This window comes from Enterococcus mundtii, from assembly GCF_002947535.1.
GTDB classification, from domain to species: Bacteria; Bacillota; Bacilli; order Lactobacillales; family Enterococcaceae; genus Enterococcus_B; species Enterococcus_B mundtii_B.
In genome coordinates this window covers 48147-68708 of the sequence record NZ_PUAP01000015.1, presented here as the reverse complement: position 1 = coordinate 68708, position 20562 = coordinate 48147, and the positions used below count along the sequence as shown (strand labels likewise).

Here is a 20562-nt window from a genome sequence, read left to right as displayed (position 1 = left end):
ATTTATTTTTCCTTGTAAATACTTGTCTCAATTTTCTAAAAAAACTATACAGGATTTAGAAACATTCTTTTAAAATATGTCTCAAATTTATCGCTCATTGAGTATATTTTGTGAGAGAAAAGAACAATAAATTGATTTTAAATAACAATTCGTTAAATGTATTAGTTTTACTATATAAAGTTTAAGATTCCTTAAAATAACTATAATTCAATAGTTAGAGACAAAAGAGAAGAGAACTAGAAAGATTAGTGAATTTTTTCATTTTTTTATATTATCTAATTGAATTTTAAAGTTTTTTTAAGGAGGTATCCATAAATGAAGAAGCGAAAATATGTGACCGTTTTCTGTCTATTTTTTCTATTTTTCGCCACCTATTTCTATTTTCAAAAAGGAAGGACTGTGGCAGCCAATGAAGAAGGAACGATAGAGGTATTAAACAATGAATACGGGAAAGTCAGTGTTAGGAAAATAGATCGTCAGCTAACGGTCGTGTATCGATTAAATGAGCAAACAAAAGAAAACCGATTTTTATTCCAGTTACATCCAAAAGATGCACCTGAAACGAATCTGCTTTCCTCTTATGCTTCTCAGGAATATCAAGAATATACAGATGAACAACAACGAAAATGGCTAGCAGGTGATTTTTCTCAAGCCATTGAAGAAAAAGAATGGACCATTGAATTACCGAGTACGAGCAAAGAATTTCAACTCAATATTCAGATAGAAGAAAAAACGGGTCAGTTACTTTTATCTGAACCAGCTTCCTTTTCATTTTCTATAGATAACGAGAATCAGGACACTGCACAAACGAGTGAACCAACGTCTGAAACCACGACTTCTTCTGAAAACAGTGAGGTGTCGGATGATTCATCGGTAGCCAAAAACGAATATCGTCCGTTTGAACAACCACAATTATTCAATGAACAGTTGAAACCTAAAGAGTTACCTACGATTGAACCAGAATATATCACAGATGAGCAAGGAACATACCCTAAGGCAATGTGGCAACCGGATAATAATCAATATGTGCGTAACCATCAAGGCAATCGCCAAGGGCAACAGCAATGGGACGGGCTGAAGGGTTGGGATGGCAATCCAAGCAATCGCAACAATTCTTATATTGAATATGGTGGGGAAAAAGAGGATGCCGATTATGCCATCCGAAAATTTGCCAAAGAGACAGCGACTCCTGGATTGTTTGACTTGTATCTGAATGTTCGAGGAAATACCCAGAAAAATATCACTCCTTTAGATGTCGTTCTGGTTGTCGACTGGTCTGGCAGTATGAATGAGGAAAATCGGATTGTTGAGGTGAAAAAGGGGATCGATCGCTTTGTCGATACCTTATCAGAAAGTGGTGTAACGGAAAAAATCAATTTAGGTTATGTTGGTTTTTCTAGTGAAGGCTACGCCAATCGCAGGATTCCGATCGCGGGATTTGATTCTGTAAAGGAAGAAATCCAAGCAGCGACACCTGATTCAACAAGTGGTGGGACGTTCACTCAAAATGGATTACGTCAAGCAGGTGAAATGTTATCGGAACAAAATGATCATAAAAAAGTGATCGTTTTACTAACAGATGGTGTGCCAACAAGTTCCTATCAAGTAGCCAGTGTGGTGACTGAAGAAGATGGTAGTTATTATGGCGCGACTTTTACCAATCGTGTTGATCACCCTGACTATACTTCAAAAATTTCCCCACCTTATCTCGTACCAGTTAAAGATCAAGATTTACAGTGGCGCTGGATCAATTCGACATTTACAGCCACAATCGGTGAAGCAATGGCAATGAAACAGCGAGGCATTGAGATCCATGGTCTAGGTATCCAGCTACAAGGAGATGAAACAGAAGGAATCACGAAAGAAGAAGTAGAAAAACGGATGCGGAAGATGGTGTCTACTAGTGAAGACGGTACGTTATATTATGAATCTGCCAATGAGTCTACAGATATTGCTGATTATCTAGCTAAAAAAGCTGTGCAGCTTTCTGGAACAGTCGTTGATGGAAAAATCACTGATCCAATCATTGATCCATTTGTTTATGAACCAGACAGCGCTTCTGTTACAAGTGTCGGGACAACTCCTGTATCGATTGACCCACTTCTCTCTATTGATGGGCAAACGATCAAAGTCGAGCAAATCTATTTAGAAAAAGGGCAGGAAATCCAACTACACTACCAAGTGAGACTCCAAACAGAAAGTAACATGTTCGAGCCGGATACTTGGTATCAAATGAATGGGCAAACAATCTTCCAACCAACGAGCAACCCAGATGTTCTTGCTAAATTCGGTGTGCCGTCAGCCAAAGCACCAGGTGTATCTCTTGATTTTTTCAAAGAATGGGAAGAATTTGATCAAGATACGACGACTCGACCAGAGAAAGTGATTTACGAAATCAAGCGAACAGGAATCACTGAAACATCTAGTTGGGAAAGTGGCTATGTCCAATTAAGTAAACCGGAAGATGAGAACACCAATGTCTGGGAGCGAACCAATATCACCAAACTTCTAGCGTCCAGTGAAGCGTCTCGTGAAACCCTCAGCTTGCCAAAATACAACAATCAAGGGCAAGAATTTCACTATGAAGCGGTGAATGAGTTGGATGTACCAGGATATCAATCAGAAAAAGTCAACGCAACGACTTGGAAAAATAAAAAACAATTTGTTCCTTTAGATTTAAAAATAACCAAGAAAACTTCGTCAGCTGACCATCTCTTAAAAGGAGCAGTGTTTCAACTAACGATTGAAAGTCAGGAGATTCAGCTGATCGACCATGAGGATGGTACCTATTCATTGCCAGAAGGCACACGCCTTGAAAAAGGAAAATCTTATACATTGACAGAAATCAGTGCACCTGCTGGACATGAAAAATCGGAAAAGCAGGCGTGGGAAATTGCTATTTCTGAAAATGGGGAAGTAACAGTGGACAAACAACAAGCTACAGTCACTGATCAAGTGATCCAATTGACGATTGAGAATCCATTTGCAGACCTTCCGATAGCCATAAGAAAATATACCGAAAAGGACAAACAAAAAATCAATCTGGCAGGAGCAACTTTTGCTTTACAAATAAAAGGAGAAACAGGAACCTATCATACACTGAAAGAGGAAGTTACCGCGTCATCAGGATTGGCAGAATTCGTGATACAAAAAGCGGGTGAATATCGCTTAGTAGAAACAGCAGGACCGCTTGGTTACGATACGATTCCAGGAAACTATGAATTTAAAGTTGACCTTTACGGTACGATTCTCTATGACGGAGAAAATGTAGAGGAAGATACCGTTTGGACATTGACGCATATGAATCAAATCAAACCTTTTGATTTAACAGTTCTAAAGCAAACGGATACAGGACAGGCGTTAAAAGGAGCAGTCTTCCGACTATCCGGTCCAGATGGACAGATTGAATTACCAAACGATGATAAAGCAACTGATACGTTTGTTTTTGAGAACCTAAAACCGGGTGAGTACACGTTGGAGGAGATCAAAACACCAGAAGGCTATCTGGGGTTAGAACAACCCGTGCAGATTGTTATCCAAACGGATGGAAAAGTAACTGTAGATGGTGAACCAACAGAAGTTCAGTTACAAAATGATCATACGGACAACCAAATCCATTTGGTCATCACCAATCAGGCATTGATCCCACTGCCTGAAACGGGAGGATCTGGCCGACTTGGCTTCTTATTATTAGGTATCCTTGCGATTGTTTCATTTGTCGTTTATTCAAGGGGGATGAGACGAGGAGGCATTTCAAGGTGACCAAGTATTATTGGTTCTTGCTGTTGTTGCCTTTTCTGTTAGTTGGTGGTGCCAAAACGTGTGTCGCCCAAACACAAGAGATGGTCCAGTTGATTGTCCATACTACCCAGCCCTCATCAGAGAAACAAACGGAATCTCATAAAGCGAGTTTTGCGGTTTACGATGTGACGAAATCATTTTATCAATTACGTAAAAAAGGATTTACTGTCGAAGAAACACAACAAATCATTGCGCGACAAGGTACTTCAGCAGGTTCTTTTCTAATGGAAAAACTGGTGAAGTCGAACAATGATGGAGAAGATGTAGCAATCTTTGATCTACGTGAGTCAACGAATCAAATAGGTAACGTGTATTTAGTAAACGAAACCACTCACATAGCAGATACGTTTGTAGGATCACAAAATGTAGTCGTGGTTTTGCCTCTTTATGATTCAGATGATCACCCACAAAAAGCAATCCATCTCTATCCTAAAATGAACCAAGAGCCTTCTGCGATCGTCTTTGAAAAAAAGCTTGTAGAGGAAAAAAACACTTATTCGATTGGTGAAAAGATCTATTATCAATTGAATATCCAGTTTCCAAATGGGTTAGCAACTGAAGAAACATGTGTGGTCACTGACACTGCGACGAAAGAATTGGAGTTGCTAGCTGAATCTCTCAAAGTCCACAGTGAAGAAAAATGCTTGGAAAATCTGACGTTTCATAGCCATAGTCAAGGATTCAGTATTGCGTTTAACGGTCAAGACTTGCAAGATCTGGCAGGTAAAACAGTGAGGATCAACTATCAGATGCGTTTACTACAAGATGCAATCGCTGATCAATCGATCATCAATCAAGCGACATTAGACATCGGAACAGCATCATTGTCACGAAGTACCCGTATTCGAACAGGGGGGAAGTGGTTTCAAAAAGTTACAACAGATAAGGAACAACAGGTGCTAGAAGATGCAATGTTTCTGATCAAAAACCAACAGGAAGAATACCTGCATTTGAAAGATGGAAAATATTGCTGGAAAAAACGAGCGAGAGATGCCATAACGCTGACTTCTGATCGAAATGGCTTATTTTCCATCAATGGCTTAGCAGACGGAGAATATTTACTTGAAGAAATCAAAGCACCAAAAGGGTATAAAAGAAATCCGTATGCTATCTCGTTTGTCGTAAAAAGTATGTCATATGCCATCAATGGACAACCTAGTGAACCATTGAAAATCACTAATCAGAAACAAGAAACGACTTTTCTTTTTCCAAAAACAACTGAAGAAAAAATAAGTGTTGGTATGATTGGTGGCATATCGATCATAGGTAGTTTCATTATTTATCAAAAGAATAGGAGTAAAGAAGAATGAAGAATAGAAAAAATTTCAAACAAGTATTACTATGTCTTATTTCATCACTACTTACACTGGTGGCATTGCTTCCTAATCCACAAGTGTTTGCTGAAGGAACGGATGCACAATTGGTGATCCATAAAAAGAAAATGTTAGATTTCCCACAACAAGAGATCCAAAATACAGGGAAAGAAATGACTGAATTCAACAGCTATCAAGGGTTGGCAGATGTGACGTTCCATGTGTATGATGTCACCGAATCATTTGCTGAAGCAAGAAAAAATGGTGCGACGATTGAAGAAGCAAAAGCAATCGTCCAATCACAGACTTCTGGCACAGCTCTTCTTTCTGGTACAACAGACGCTCAGGGGGATCTTTCTTTAGCATTGCCAAAAAAACAAGCTGGAAAAGATGCGGTCTATGTGATTGAAGAAGAAGCAAAATCAGGAGTAACAGCTGCTGCAAATATGGTTGTGGCATTTCCAGTATATGAACTGATCAAACAATCCGACGGTTCCTATCAATATGGGACAGAAGAACTAGACGTAGTTCATTTATATCCTAAAAATGTCGTGGAAAATGAAGGAACGCTGAAGGTCAAAAAAGTAGGTTCAGCAGAAGGCGAAGCACTAAACGGTGCGGAATTTGTCATTGTGAAAGAAGATGCAGGTGTTGCCAAATATTTGCATGGTGTGGCACAAGGAATGTATACATGGACAACTGATAAATCTAAAGCAAAACACTTTGTGACTGGCAAAAGCTATGAAATCGGTGAAGAGGACGTTGCTGAAAAAGAAGCAGAGAAAGGCCAAATGCTCATTACTGGGTTAGAAGTTGGCGAATATGTGTTAGAAGAAGTAAAAGCACCTGAAAATGCAGCGATGATCACTGAGCAAACGAAGACACCATTCACAATTGTGACTGGCAACCAAACGCCAGTTGAACTTACAGTGAAAAATGATACGACGAAAGTAGAAAAAGAAACGCCGCAATTAGAGGGGCAAGACGTAGCAATCGGGGAACCGATCAATTATGAGATCAGCGTCAATATTCCTCTTGGAATCGCGGATAAAGAAGGATCAAATAATAAATACACCACCTTCAAATTGATTGATACACATGATCCAGCTTTAACGTTCATGAACCAATCAACGGGAGAAACAGGTTATGCACTTTACGATGGTGAAACAATCATTGATTCAACAAATTACCACGTAACTGAACAAACAAACGGCTTCACAGTAGCGATTGAACCAACTTATATTCCTTCATTGACTCCAGGTGGTACGTTGCGTTTTGTTTATTATATGCATTTGAATCAGTTAGCAGAACCAACCCAAGGCTATAACAACGAAGCAAATGTTGATACTGGACATACGACAGATCAAACACCACCAACTGTGGAGGTACTGACAGGTGGGAAACGATTCATTAAAGTAGATGGAGCAGTAGCTGATATCAAACCATTAGCAGACGCTTCGTTTGTGGTACGTGATCAAGATGCAGCAACAGCGAAATATTTGATCATTGATCCAGTAACAAAAGCAGTAACGTGGACGACTTCACAGGAAGAAGCAACGATTTTCACGACAACAAGTGATGGATTAGTGGATATCACAGGATTGTCTTATGGAACGTATTATTTAGAAGAAACAAAAGCACCAAACAATTATGTGAAACTAACTGAACGAATGGCGTTCAAGGTCGATCAGCAATCTTATGCTGTTGCAGGTGAATTGGTTGCACCAGAGAAAGTACCAAACAAGCACAAAGGGACATTACCAGCAACTGGTGGCAAAGGCATTTCATTGTACATTTTCTTAGGTGTGGTTTTACTGACAATCGTGGGTGCGTACTGGCTGAAACGACCAAAAGTTTAGTCTCAAATGAAGAATAAGTGACTCGCTGAGGAGAATAAAATGAAACAAAAAAAATGGTGTCTGTTAGATCTAATCATGTTCTCGGTATTTTTTATCGGTGTCCTCAGCTTGGCGTATCCTTTTGTCAGTGATACGTTGAATGATTATCTCGACCAACAGATCATCAAAAATTATCAAAAAAAGGCAAAATCTGAACATGCGACAGAACTTGCTGAATTACAAAAGCGGATGATCAAAAAAAATGAACAACTGGCATCAAACGAAGCGATGCCAGAAGCAGACCCATTTTCCAAGAAAAAAAAGAATGATCAAAAATCTCAGAAATCGTATATCGAATCACATACCGTTGGTGTTTTGACGATCCCCAAAATCAATGTCAGCTTACCGATTTTTGATCAAACAACGACGAAACTATTGGAAAAAGGAGCTTGTCTGCTCGAGGGCACCTCATACCCGATCGGAGGCAAATCGACACATGCGGTACTTTCCAGCCACCGAGGCTTGCCGCAAGCAAAATTGTTTACAGATTTACCTCAATTAAAAATAGAAGATTACTTTTATATTGAAATCAATAGACAGTATCTTGCGTATCAAGTCGATCAGATCAAAACTGTCGCACCGACAGAAACAGAAGCGCTGCAAATCCAAGAAAATCAAGATTTAGTCACACTGGTTACTTGTACTCCATATATGGTCAATAGTCACCGTTTACTAGTGCGCGGGCATAGGGTCGCTGTTGAACCAGAAGAAATAAAAAAATCGTTAGAAAAAGTGAAACAGGCGAAGCGTACTGCGTTTTTACTCGTAAATGGCTTGATCAGTGTGTTTTTGTTGCTATTTCTTATCATGATGATAAAATATTTTACAAAAGTTATTAAAAAATGATATAGTTTTCGAAACTAGATGCTAAAGTTTTTGTAAACAGTACATCCTTCATGTATAATGAAATTGAACAAACGAAATGGAGTGGATCAAGATGGAGATAGAATTTAGCCGAAAGTACCAAATCGTCAATGAAGTATTAAATGCGGTGACCCATGGGATTGCAGCTTTATTAAGTCTGCTTTGCTTCAATTTGCTGATGGATCGCGCCCATACGACCTTAGATTATGTCGCTTTTGCGATTTATGGTAGTTCTCTTTTTCTGCTTTTCTTTTCTTCTACGTTATTTCACAGTTTGATTTTTACGAAAGCAAAAAAAGTATTCCAGGTATTTGATCATTGTTCGATCTACCTTTTGATTGCTGGAACCTACACGCCATTTTGTCTGCTAGTCGTACAAGGAACGACAGGGCTAGTTTTGCTCAGTGTCATTTGGGCGACAGCAGTGATTGGCATCATATATAAATGTTTGACGTTAACGAAGACAAACAAGGTTTCAAAAGTTTCAACGATCATTTACAATGTGATGGGTTGGGCAATCATCGTTGTGCTACCTAAGCTCTATCAGAATATCGATTTGACTGGCTTACTACTGCTAGTTGGCGGAGGAATCGCCTATTCTGTAGGATCACTATTTTATAGCATGAAAAGCAGACGATTCACCCACGTGATCTGGCATCTATTTGTCATGTTAGGTGCAGCGTTGATGTTTTTAGCAATCTATGTAAGTAATTGATTTAAGAAAATTTTACTTTAAAAAGCTGACCAAGAAATTGGTCAGTTTTTTTGTCTATTTCTAAGAAAATCATGTGAAAATAAAAAGTGTTTTTCTATTTTTTATTTACTGTATGCAATAAAATTGAAAAAATAAACATTTTTACAGAAAATAGCGATTTAAACTAGACAATTCAAACAATTTTGTTTAATATTATTCAAATAAAATTCAAATTATAATCTAAGGATATTTCAATTTGATGAGAAAATAATTTTTTGAAAAGAGGGAAAAGAGAATGACAGAATTAACGATCGGCGAAATTCCAGTGAGTCAATTAGCAAAAGAATATCAAACACCCCTTTATGTGTATGATGAAAAAAAGATGGAAGAAACGATAAAGTCGTTTAAGCTGAACTTTGATTCTGATTATTTTCAAACAAAGATCTTGTATGCGTCTAAAGCCTTTCAAACAGTAGAATTACTCCGTTTGATCGCTGAACAAGGGTTAGGTTTAGATGTCGTGAGTGGTGGGGAAATTTATACCGCGTTACAAGCTGGATTTCCTGTAGAAGATATTTATTTCCATGGCAACAATAAAACGATCGATGAATTAAGATACGCGATTGAAAACGATATACGCCATTTCGTTGCAGATAATGGGATGGAAGTCGAAGTCTTGGAAGAATTAAGCCGAGAATATCAGAAAAAGCTACAGATCATGTTGCGATTGAATGTAGGGATCGAAGCACATACCCATGAATACATCGTCACCGCACACATCGATTCAAAATTCGGCATGCTTTACGATAGCGATGTTTGCCAACAAGCGATTGCACGTATCCACCAAAGTGAATTTCTTAGATTAGAAGGGTTCCATGCCCACATCGGCTCACAAATCTTTGATATGACGGCTTGGCTGGCTGAGATCGATCAGTTGGTTACCTACCTTGAAGATTTTCAACAACCGCTTTCTTTAAATCTAGGAGGAGGCTTTGGTATTCGTTATACCGAAGCGGACACACCTTTACCGATTGCAGAATCAGTCAAACACCTTGTCACACATACAGAGCAGGCGCTAGCTGACAGAAACTTAACGATTGACCGCTTGTTGATCGAACCTGGGAGAAGTATCGTTGGTGAATCCGGAACAACACTTTATACAGTCGGCTATATCAAAGAAACACCTCACAAGAAATATTATTTTGTGGATGGTGGGATGACTGATAATATTCGACCGGCACTTTATCAAGCAGAATACACCTGTGATTTGGCAAATAAACTAGACGTCGAAAAAACAGAAAAAGTGACGGTTGCCGGAAAAATGTGTGAATCAGGAGACGTGGTGATCCAAGAAACACAGTTGCCTCCCGCAGAGCCAGGTGATCTTCTGGCAGTGTATGCCACAGGAGCATATGGGTATTCGATGAGTAGCAATTACAATCGTGCACTTCGACCAGCAGTTGTTTTTGTCAAAGATGGTGTGTCGAGAGAAGTCGTGCGTCGGCAAACTTATGCGGATCTATTGAGAGGAGAAGTCTATGCAGATTTATAAATATAACGGTTGTGGCAATGACTTTATTCTCTTAGATTATGATGAAACGATCGACTATAGTCGTTTGGCTCAAAGCTTGTGCGCACCAACTGCTTACGATACGGATGGATTGATTGCTGTTAAAACCGTTCCATTGGAAATGATCTACTACAATAAAGATGGTAGCTGTGCGCCGATGTGTGGCAACGGTATCCGCTGTTTTGCCAATTATGTCAGCGATCAACAATTACTTGAAGAGCCACAATTTGCGGTCAAAACGCTTGCTGGGATGATCCATGTGACGATCCATTCACGAGAGCCGTTTTATTGCACGGTCGACATGGGTTCGCCGGACTACCGACCAGAGAAAGTAGGAGTAGCGCAATCAACGCCTATCATCAAACAAACACTGACGATTGATGAGCGAAAGGTAGAGCTGACTAGTTTATTCATGGGAACGATCCATACAGTTGTTTTTGTTGAAGATGCGTTGGCTGAATTAACCAAAGAGACAGGAGAAAAACTCTGCCATCATCCCTTATTCAAAGAAAAAACAAACGTCAATTTTGTCCAATATGTCAATGAAGAAGAATTGATCGTCCGCACGTATGAACGTGGGGTCGGTTGGACATTAGCTTGTGGCACAGGGTGTTGTGCAGCGTATGTCGTCGCAAGAGATCAAGGGTATATCTCAGGCTTACAAGCTACGATCCATTTAGAGCAAGGTGATTTACTGATTTCTGGTGATGAAACGATCACGATGGCAGGACCAGCTAGTTACGAATGGCATAAAAATTTGGAGGTAGAAGGATGATCAAAGGATCGATTGTTGCATTAGTGACTCCGATGACGGAAACAGGTGCAGTGGATTATTTAGGATTGGAGCAGCTGATTGCTTTTCATCTGAAAGAACAGACAGACGGATTACTTGTCCTTGGAACAACTGGTGAATCACCAACACTATCTGAGGAGGAAGAGGAAGAGATCGTACGATTCACCGTTGAAAAAGTCAATGGACGTATTCCTGTGATAGCTGGCGCAGGGTCGAATGCGACGGCGAAAACGATCAAGAAAGTCAAACGTTTTGCAGAACTAGGGGCAGACCAATTATTAGTGATCACGCCTTACTATAATAAAACGAGCGATGCAGGCTTACTGGCTCATTTTAAAGCGATCGCAGACGCTTCCTCTCTACCAATCATCTTATATAACGTACCGTCACGAACAGGCATGACGATTTCATTACCTGTATTAACGGAACTAGCGAAGCATCCACGAATCATCGGCATCAAAGAAGCTTCTGGTGATATGTCCTATACAATGGAAGTCGCACAACTGATTAATGAGAATTTTGCGCTTTACAGTGGCAATGATGATTTGATTTTACCCATACTAAGTATTGGTGGCATCGGTGTGATCAGTGTTTGGGCGAATATCCAACCAAATGTAGTCCATGAATTAGTCCATGATTACTTGGATGGAAATAGCCATTCAGCAAAAGAAAAACAATTGACTCATTTAGCGTTGATCAATGCCTTGTTCAGTGAAACCAATCCAATTCCAGTGAAAGCAGCGATGAATCACTTAGGTTTACCTGCTGGACCATTAAGACTGCCACTGCTTGAATTAGGCGAGGAGAAAAAGCAACAACTGATCGCGCTGTTAGCAGAAAACGGAGGGGCAAGCATATGAATATCGGGATTATCGGAAGTGGAAAAATGGGCAAGCGAATTGCAGAAGTTACCGAAGAATATCAACATCAACCAATGATGTTGACCGAATCACTGCAATTAACGGAGGAATTATCATTTGCTCAGACACCAGCGGTCATCATCGATTTTTCTCATCCAGCTAGTTTGGATAAAATCTTGCGATACAGCCAAGCCCGCCAAGTCCCACTGGTGATTGGCACAACTGGCTATACCGAAGAGCAATTTGCTGAAATCGCGCAAGCGGCTCAAACGATCCCTGTACTCTACAGTGCTAATTTTTCATTAGGGATCATGGTGATGAATCGTTTGATCAAACAAGCAGCTCAAGACTTAGCCAGCTGGCAGATCGAATTGATCGAAAAACATCACAGCCAAAAAAAAGACGCACCTTCTGGCACAGCCAAGCGCTTAGTGGAAACACTACAATCTGTTCGAGAGCTGACGCCTGTCTATCAATGGGCAGACAAACCACGAGAAGACCAACAAATCGGTGTCCATAGCCTACGTGCAGGCTCTTTTCCGGGAGAACATGAAGTCCTTTTTGCGACCAAAGATGAAGTTCTTTCAGTGAAGCACGAAGCCTTTTCAAATCGCATTTTTGCAGAAGGGGCAGTTCAAGCAAGTATCTGGTTGGCTGAACAGTCAGCTGGTTTTTATCAATTAGAAGATCTATTTGGACCTAGAGGAGGAGCCTAATTTGAACGCACAAGAAATCATTCGTTTTATTCAAACAGCAGAAAAAAAGACCCCAGTCAAAGTTTATTTAAATGTTTCCGAACCCATTGAGTTTCCAAACGCGAAAGTATTTGGCGAAGCGCACAGTCCAATCGTTTTTGGGGATTACAAAGACATTGCGCCGGTACTAGAAAAAGAAGCGGAGAAAATTTTAGCGATCGAACTAGAACAAACAGCTAGAAATAGTGCCGTTCCTTTACTGGATATCAAAAACATCAACGCTCGGATCGAACCAGGCGCTGTCATTCGTGACCAAGTGACCATCGGAGATCAAGCAGTGATCATGATGGGCGCTGTGATCAATATCGGTGCTGAAATCGGGGATCACAGCATGATCGATATGGGAGCGATCCTAGGTGGACGTGCGACTGTCGGCAAGAATTGTCATATCGGTGCCGGCGCTGTGCTAGCTGGGGTCATTGAGCCAGCTTCCGCTCAACCAGTAGTGATCGAAGATGGTGTATTAGTTGGTGCGAACGCAGTGATCGTCGAAGGCGTTCGTGTTGGAAAGAATGCAGTCGTCGCAGCAGGTGCAGTCGTTTTAGAAGACGTTGAACCTGAAACAGTCGTTGGTGGTACGCCGGCACGTGTATTAAAAATAAAAGATGACCAAACCAAAGAAAATACCGCATTGATTGCAGCACTAAGAGAATTGTAGACAAAGAAAGGATGAAAAACATGCGCGAAATAGATACCTGTATTGTCGGAGCGACGGGATTAGTCGGTCAAACTATGTTAAGAGTATTAGAGGAGTACGATTTTCCAGTAGGAAAACTCAAGCTTTTAGCATCCAAACGCTCTGCGGGGAGTCTGTCTGTGTTTAAGGGAAAAGAGTATGTCGTCGAAGAACTGACTGAGACTTCTTTTTCTGGGTATGATTTGGCGCTTTTTTCAGCTGGAGCATCCGTTTCTCAAACATTTGGTCCGATTGCACGTCAAGCCGGCTTAGTAGTCATCGACAATTCTTCGGCGTGGCGAGAAGATCCTATGATCCCGTTGATCGTCCCTGAAGTAAATCTAGAGGATCATACGTTAGATCCATTGATCGCCAATCCAAATTGTTCGACGATCCAATCCGTCTTACCACTGAAAGCACTACAGAATACGTTTGGTGTGACACGTGTCAATTACACGACGTATCAAGCTGTTTCAGGTTCAGGGCAACAAGGGATCGCTGATCTACAGGCGACAAAAATTGGTGAACCAGCCACTTTTTATCCTCATGACATCAGTCAAACGGTCATTCCAGAAATCGATCGCCCAATGGAAAATGGGTATACCAAAGAAGAACAAAAAATGATCAATGAAACAAAAAAAATCTTGCATCAACCAGATTTACCTGTTTCTGCGACTTGTGTGCGTGTTCCCATCGAAAATGGCCATGGTGTCTCGATTGCTGTCGAGTTAGAAAAGGAATTTTCATTGGAACAGATCCGTGCTTGTTTCAGTCAGTTTCCAGGGATTTTGGTCGTCGATAACTTAGCAGAACACCAATATCCCACCAGCACATTAGCAAGAGGCACAGATCAAGTATATGTTGGGCGTATTCGCCGTGACTTATCGGTTGAAAATGGCTTGCTCTTTTATACCGTAGCTGACAATATCCGCAAAGGCGCTGCGGCTAACGCGGTGCAAATTGCTTTGGCGCTTCTTCAAGAGGAGGTCCTTTCATGAAAGTCGCAAAATTTGGTGGAAGCTCGATGTCTCATGAAGAACAGTTCCGGAAAGTCCGTGAGATCGTGCTAGCTGATCCTAGTCGAGAAGTCGTTGTGGTTTCCGCTCTAGGAAAAAGAACCGACGAAGACGACAAAGTGACCGATCTACTCTATTTGATCCATGCGTATCTTCAACACAAGGTTGATTGGACGCCATTGTGGGAACGGATCACGGAACGTTTTATTCAAGTAAGGGATCTTCTGTCACTCGACTTTCTGATTGAAAGAGAATTAACCACGATCGAAACACAACTAAAACAGGAAAAAGTGACGATCGATTATTTAGTCAGTCGCGGAGAATATTTGACCGCACGATTGATGGCGGAATATTTAGGGTATACCTTTGCAGATGCGAGTGAGCTGATCTACTTTGATTATGAAGGAGGCATCGACTTTCCTCGTACAGAGCAAGCAGTACGTGAAACCTATCAGAAACAGCAAAAGTTGATTGTCCCAGGATTTTATGGCGCCAACCCAGCAGGAAAAGAAAAATTACTTGGCCGTGGGGGCAGTGATATTACCGGCTCCGTTTTAGCAAGTGCCTTACAGGCAGATCTTTATGAAAATTGGACGGATGTTTCAGGCATCATGATGGCAGACCCAAGAATCATCGACTCACCGAAAGTCATTGAAGAGATTTCTTTCCGTGAGTTACGAGAAATGGCCTATATGGGTGCCAATGTCTTACACGAATCTGCGGTTTTTCCCGTACAAGAAGCAGATATCCCGATCCAAATCAAAAACACGAATCAACCGAATGACCATGGAACAAAAATCTCAAATCATGAAGTCGAAAAAGAAAATGGGTTGACGGGGATTGCAGGAAGAAAAGACTTTCTTTCAATCACCTTGTTCAAACGACATATGTCAGACGAAATCGGTTTTATTTGGAAAGCCATGAGTATTTTTGCAAAACATGGCATCTCGATCGAGCATATCCCCTCTGGCATCGACAATATCGGCGTCGTCGTTTCGGCGGAATTGATCATGGATAAATTGTTTTTGATCACGAAAGAATTACGTGAGGAATTAGGCGTAGAGGAAATCGAGATCATCGAAGACTTGGCTTTGATTTCTGTTGTAGGCGGTCCACATAAGGAACCAATTGGACTTTCTGGGAAAGTATTATCGATTTTGAATGAGTTAGAAATCAGGACCTCGATTTTATCGCAAGGTGCGCAAGAGTTGAATTTGATCATCGGCGTACCCAATGCACAATATGAAACCGTGGTAAAAGGAATCTATGAAGGGATGGTGAGGCGACATGTTGGCAACACACCGAATGGCGTTACATCAAATTCCTGAACTTGGCTTTCATGAATTTAAAACGAAAGAATACCTTTACGAACAAATCAAAAACTGCGGTGGCGTGATCCATGAAATCGATGAGACAGGCTTATTGGTTTATTTTGATCAGCAACAAGACACAACGATTGCTTTTCGGACAGATATCGACGCATTGCCCATCACTGAAGCTACAGGGTTACCTTTTACGTCTACACACCCAGGATTCATGCACGCCTGCGGACATGATGGTCACATGGCGATGCTCTTAGGATTGACCGATTATATTGCCACGCACCGTCAAGAGATGCACCACAATATCGTCTTGATTTTTCAACCCTCAGAAGAAATTGCTGGTGGGGCAGAAAGTGTGATCCGTTCTGGACTGTTGGAACATTACAAGGTACAGGCAATCTTTGGTTTTCATTTATGGCCAGGTTTACCAGAAGAGAAAGTATTTTCACGACCAGGTGCGTTGATGGCGCAAAGTAGTGAAACAGATATCATTGTCCAAGGTAGGTCGGCGCATATCGCCTCAAGCAGTCAAGGTATCGACAGTCTAGAAGCAGCTGTGCGTTTTATGAAACAAGTCTATGACTTTGATGAATCTCTGCCAGAGAACCTTGAACATCTCTTGAAATTTGGTCAGATCACAGGTGGGACGATCCGCAATGTCTTAGCGAATGAAGTCGTGATCTCAGGCAGCATTCGTTCATACAGTCGTAAGACCCAAACAGATTTAAAGATGCAACTAGCACGACTAGCAGAAGAATTCCAACAAACTTCCCCAGCGAAAATCTCATTTCGTTATAACGATGGGTATCCTGCTGTACGTAACGATGAACAGTTGTATGCAGCACTTGCCCACTCAGAGTTATTACATGAGTTGGCTGAGCCTGTCTTACAAGCAGAAGATTTTGGCGTTTATACGGAACACTATCCTTGTGTCTTTTTCTTCTTAGGTGTAGGCGATACACCAGCCCTGCATGATGCAACCTTTGATTTTGACATGGCTGTTTTAGAAAAAGGATTGGAATGGTACCAAACAATCCTTTACACCAAGGAACTTTTCTGAAAAAATAAGGATAGTAACCAAAAGGGGAGAAGTCTATGAATCTACACCATCGTTTTAATCCAAGGCTGGCTAAAATCGAAGTCTCACAGATCCGCATGTTCGATCAGCAAATCTCAAGCATTCCGGGTATCATCAAACTGACATTAGGTGAGCCAGACTTTTCAACACCTGAAGCAGTCAAAGAAGCAGGGATCACAGCCATCAAAGAAAACTATTCTCATTATACCGGGATGAGAGGTTTACCAGAATTATGTGAAGCAGCTTGTTTCTTCCAAAAAGAACGTTACGGTCTTTCTTATGATCCGCAAACGGAAGTACTGACAACGATCGGTGCCACAGAAGCGATCGCGACAGCTTTATTAGCGGTCTTAGAAGAAGGAGATAAAGTATTGATCCCGGCACCTGCGTATCCCGGCTATCAACCAATCGTTGATCTAGCAGGCGCCGAATTGATCACGATCGATACATCAGACACTGGCTTTATTTGTCAGCCAGAACAACTAGAAGAGGCGTTTGCCAAATACGGAGACGAAATCAAAGCAGTGATTTTGAATTATCCAAGTAATCCAACTGGAACATTATTATCTGCGGAGCAAATGAGCAAACTTGCAGAAGTCTTGAATCAACATCCAGTCTTTGTCATCAGTGATGAAGTTTACGCAGAGTTGAATTACGTGGGGGATCATGTATCGATGGCTACGTACTTGCCTGAACAAACGATTGTCGTGAATGGACTCTCTAAATCCCATGCTATGACTGGTTGGCGCATTGGCTTTCTTTTCGCCCAAAAACCGGTGATCGATGAATTGATCAAAGTCCACCAATATTTAGTCACTTCTGCCACAACGATTTCTCAAAAAGCTGCGGTCGAAGCATTGACAACGAGCATGAACGAAGGGGAAAAAATGAAGGCCCGCTATGTCGAACGCCGAGATTATCTATTGCCGCAACTTACCGAATTAGGCTTTCAAATCTCACAACCAGACGGCGCATTTTATTTATTCTGTCGCTTGCCAGAAACGATCCAGATGAACTCGTGGGATTTTTGTTTAGCACTCGCAGAACAAGGTAAGGTTGCCTGTATCCCTGGTTCAGCTTTTGGACCAGAAGGGGAAGGGTTTATCCGTATTTCCTATGCAAGTGGGATGGACGATCTACAAGAAGCTTGTAAACGTATCGGTACATTTTTATCCGATTTGCAAAAATAATGTTAAAATAACGAAACTTACTTTTTAGGCAAGCCTTTTCATTTGCTTTATCAGAGGATGAATGATATCGTGAAAATGTTTAGGATGTTTCTAAACAATTGTTATGAGGAGGTTTTTGTCAATGGAAAAAACGAAAGTAGTTATTGTCGGTGCATCACATGGAGGTCATCAATCCATTTTAGAATTACTCTCTAGATACGGAGAAAATGTTGATATCACTTTGTTCGAAGCAGGCGACTATGTTTCATTTATGTCATGCGGCATGGAATTATATTTAGAGGATCAAGTCACTAGTGTGAATGATGTCCGCAATTTCAGACCAGAAAACTTTCCGCAACCAAATGTGGGGATTTTAAATAACCACGAAGTTAAGACAATCAATGCAGATAAAAAAACAGTAACAGTTACACGTAAAGAAGATGGACATACGGAAGAGTATGCTTACGATAAATTGATTTTGAGTTCAGGTGTCAAACCAAACTCACTACCTGTTCCAGGAACAGACTTGGAAAATGTGTATTTGATGCGTGGCTACAATTGGGCAACGAAAATCAAAGAACGCATGGCAGACCCAGCAGTGAAAAAAGTTTCAGTGATCGGTTCAGGTTACATCGGGATCGAAGCAGCAGAAGTTTTCTTGAATGCAGGGAAAGAAGTAACGTTATTAGATATGATCGATCGTCCTTTAGGTACTTACTTAGATAAGGAAATGACAGATATCTTAGAAGCGCACTTAAAAGAAAAAGGTATGAACATCAAAACTGGCGTGAATATCAAAGCCTTCACAGGTGACGGTAAAGTAGCAGCCATCGAAACAGATAGTGGCACGATCGAAACAGACTTGATCATCCAAGCTGCCGGTGTCAAACCGAATACCGAATGGTTGAAAGGCATCGTTGATTTAGATGAACGTGGCTGGATCATCACAGATGAATACCTACAAACAAACTTACCTGATGTTTATGCAGTAGGAGATGCAACACTTGCCTACTCAATCCCAGCAGGTAAAAAGGTGCCGATCGCATTAGCAACAGTGGCACGTCGAGAAGCACGCTATGTCGTTCAACACTTATTTGAGCAAACACCAAGCAAACCATTTGGCGGCTTAGTTGGCTCATCTGCGTTACGTGTGTTTGACTATCACTTTGCTGCAAGTGGCTTGAACAGCTTCACAGCTGATCGCGCTGGTGTAGCCATCAAAACTTCCTTCTACGAAGATATGATCCGTCCAAAATTCGTACCAGAAGAATTTGGCAATGCGAAAGCAGCCGTGCAATTAGCGTATGACCCATTTACGCATCAATTGCTAGGTGGCGCGGTATTATCAACGAAAGACATCACGCCTCAAGGCAATGTCTTAGCGCTAGCGATCCAACAAAAATTAACGATCGAAGACTTGGCAGAAGCAGACTTCTTCTTCCAACCAGGACACGACCGTCAATGGAGCTTACTAAACTTAGCGGCACAACAAGCACTAGGTGAAGAGCCATTTGTGGAGTAAAAACTAAATTTAAGTAATAGTAAAAACGGAATAACAGGTGGATGGAAACATTCTGCCTGTTGTTCCGTTTTTTTATTTGTTCATAGATTTTTGATTAGACGAATGAATGTAGTAACGATTATGTTGTTAAAACAGCTTTTTAGGAATGAAATAAAATTTTTTGATATTTTTTGATATGATTAAGTTGGAAGTTATTTTAATTTGTTAAAGTAATATTTTAGTGCTTTACGTACATATATTTGTAGAGAGGTACCGGTTACTATTTATACATAGAATGGAGAGATGAAAGATGACCTACGTTCGAATAATCAAAATAATCCAACTGGGTTTATTGGCACTAAGCATCTATTTTGCTGCAATGAAAAATACGATCTATACCACACTGATTATGCTATCACTATTTATTGAATATACCCAATCCGACCAACCTAAAACTCCTTACAAATCGGGAAAAAATTCAATCTATCTACCGAATCAAACATCTAGAACGGAAGTGATGTTTGCGCTGATTCCCACGATTTTAGTTCTTATGATTTGCTCCATTTTGGAATTAGAATTGTATCATTTTTAGTAACTTGAATAATTTGAACCACGTCTATTTATTAGTAATAAAAATGAATACATAAAAGTATCGATCGTATGAGAATTTTAGAGAAGGTGAAAAGAGTGAGTCAAATAATTGTTCTCACCTCCTATCTAGTGATGACGATTCTATTGATTGTCATGTGGAGGTATAAAAATAATAATAATAGAAAATAGTTAGAAAACAGGACAGAAAATCTACAAATAGAAGAATAGAATGGAGAGATAATAATGACCTACGCTAGAATACTCAAAGGAACTAGTTTTATTTTATTAGCTTCAAGCATCTATTTTGCAGCACAACAAAATACTATTTACTTAACACTGATTTTATTATCGATACTTATTGAGTCTGCCCAACCCAACCGCCCTAAGATCCCTTATCAATCAAAACGAAAAGCCATCTATCTACCGAATCAAACGTATGGAACGGAAGTGAAGGTTGAATTTGTTTTGACGGTTGTAGTTTCTATTATTTGTTTTGTTTTGGCGTGGTGATTAAGAGCCTGAATGGCGAATTTTTTCAGCTTGATTCTTTTATTTATACATAATTAAAAAGAAATTTTTCAAAATAAAAATCTATAGGATTTAATTTGAAAAATAAAAAAAAATTACTTTCTTTTATTCTTTATAATCCAAACTGCACCTC

Annotated in this window: 17 protein-coding genes; all 17 read left to right on the top strand. The window is 40.4% G+C overall.

The window, feature by feature from the left end:
- Window positions 1-315 precede the first annotated feature (315 nt).
- The 17 genes from CUS89_RS04295 (at window position 316) to CUS89_RS04215 (ending at window position 20411) form a co-directional block, all read left to right on the top strand.
- On the top strand, window positions 316-3762 hold the full coding sequence (locus CUS89_RS04295) for a vWA domain-containing protein (RefSeq protein ID WP_104871169.1): 3447 nt from the start codon (window positions 316-318) through the stop codon (window positions 3760-3762).
- Window positions 3759-5111, top strand: a complete 1353-nt coding sequence (locus CUS89_RS04290) for an isopeptide-forming domain-containing fimbrial protein (protein WP_104871168.1) — start codon at window positions 3759-3761, stop codon at window positions 5109-5111. The genes CUS89_RS04295 and CUS89_RS04290 overlap by 4 nt, the downstream gene beginning before the upstream one ends.
- A complete protein-coding gene (locus tag CUS89_RS04285; RefSeq protein ID WP_104871167.1) occupies window positions 5108-6973 on the top strand; it encodes a SpaH/EbpB family LPXTG-anchored major pilin in 1866 nt (621 codons plus the stop codon). The genes CUS89_RS04290 and CUS89_RS04285 overlap by 4 nt, the downstream gene beginning before the upstream one ends.
- A 39-nt stretch (window positions 6974-7012) precedes the next feature.
- On the top strand, window positions 7013-7858 hold the full coding sequence (locus CUS89_RS04280; RefSeq protein ID WP_104871166.1) for a class C sortase: 846 nt from the start codon (window positions 7013-7015) through the stop codon (window positions 7856-7858).
- 91 nt (window positions 7859-7949) lie between these two features.
- Window positions 7950-8591 (top strand): PAQR family membrane homeostasis protein TrhA, encoded by a 642-nt coding sequence (gene trhA, locus CUS89_RS04275; RefSeq protein ID WP_010736330.1) that lies wholly within the window; start codon window positions 7950-7952, stop codon window positions 8589-8591.
- A 274-nt stretch (window positions 8592-8865) separates the two neighbouring features.
- Complete coding sequence (gene lysA, locus CUS89_RS04270) at window positions 8866-10122, top strand: diaminopimelate decarboxylase (protein ID WP_104871165.1); 1257 nt, start codon at window positions 8866-8868, stop codon at window positions 10120-10122.
- On the top strand, window positions 10109-10915 hold the full coding sequence (gene dapF / locus CUS89_RS04265; RefSeq protein WP_104871164.1) for a diaminopimelate epimerase: 807 nt from the start codon (window positions 10109-10111) through the stop codon (window positions 10913-10915). Before lysA ends, dapF begins: the two co-directional genes overlap by 14 nt.
- Window positions 10912-11793, top strand: coding sequence for a 4-hydroxy-tetrahydrodipicolinate synthase (dapA, locus tag CUS89_RS04260; protein ID WP_104871163.1), 882 nt, complete (start codon window positions 10912-10914; stop codon window positions 11791-11793). The genes dapF and dapA overlap by 4 nt, the downstream gene beginning before the upstream one ends.
- A complete protein-coding gene (gene dapB / locus CUS89_RS04255) occupies window positions 11790-12509 on the top strand; it encodes a 4-hydroxy-tetrahydrodipicolinate reductase (RefSeq protein WP_104871162.1) in 720 nt (239 codons plus the stop codon). Before dapA ends, dapB begins: the two co-directional genes overlap by 4 nt.
- A 1-nt stretch (window position 12510) precedes the next feature.
- Window positions 12511-13206, top strand: coding sequence for a 2,3,4,5-tetrahydropyridine-2,6-dicarboxylate N-acetyltransferase (dapD, locus tag CUS89_RS04250; RefSeq protein ID WP_104871161.1), 696 nt, complete (start codon window positions 12511-12513; stop codon window positions 13204-13206).
- Between the two features lie 20 nt (window positions 13207-13226).
- Window positions 13227-14222 (top strand): aspartate-semialdehyde dehydrogenase, encoded by a 996-nt coding sequence (locus CUS89_RS04245; RefSeq protein WP_104871160.1) that lies wholly within the window; start codon window positions 13227-13229, stop codon window positions 14220-14222.
- Window positions 14219-15568: an aspartate kinase gene (locus tag CUS89_RS04240; RefSeq protein ID WP_104871159.1), complete on the top strand. Its 1350-nt coding sequence runs from the start codon at window positions 14219-14221 to the stop codon at window positions 15566-15568. Before CUS89_RS04245 ends, CUS89_RS04240 begins: the two co-directional genes overlap by 4 nt.
- Window positions 15528-16622, top strand: coding sequence for a M20 metallopeptidase family protein (locus CUS89_RS04235; RefSeq protein ID WP_104871158.1), 1095 nt, complete (start codon window positions 15528-15530; stop codon window positions 16620-16622). Before CUS89_RS04240 ends, CUS89_RS04235 begins: the two co-directional genes overlap by 41 nt.
- A 35-nt stretch (window positions 16623-16657) precedes the next feature.
- Window positions 16658-17830 carry a pyridoxal phosphate-dependent aminotransferase gene (locus CUS89_RS04230; RefSeq protein WP_104871157.1) on the top strand — a complete coding sequence of 391 codons (1173 nt, stop codon included), beginning with the start codon at window positions 16658-16660 and terminating at the stop codon, window positions 17828-17830.
- 121 nt (window positions 17831-17951) lie between these two features.
- A complete protein-coding gene (locus CUS89_RS04225) occupies window positions 17952-19331 on the top strand; it encodes an FAD-dependent oxidoreductase (RefSeq protein ID WP_104871156.1) in 1380 nt (459 codons plus the stop codon).
- 289 nt (window positions 19332-19620) lie between these two features.
- Window positions 19621-19902 (top strand): hypothetical protein, encoded by a 282-nt coding sequence (locus CUS89_RS04220; RefSeq protein WP_104871155.1) that lies wholly within the window; start codon window positions 19621-19623, stop codon window positions 19900-19902.
- Window positions 19903-20144: 242 nt separating this feature from the next.
- The gene (locus tag CUS89_RS04215; protein ID WP_104871154.1) at window positions 20145-20411 is read left to right on the top strand and encodes a hypothetical protein; all 267 of its coding nucleotides are present in this window, start codon (window positions 20145-20147) and stop codon (window positions 20409-20411) included.
- The last annotated feature ends 151 nt before the right edge of the window (window positions 20412-20562 follow it).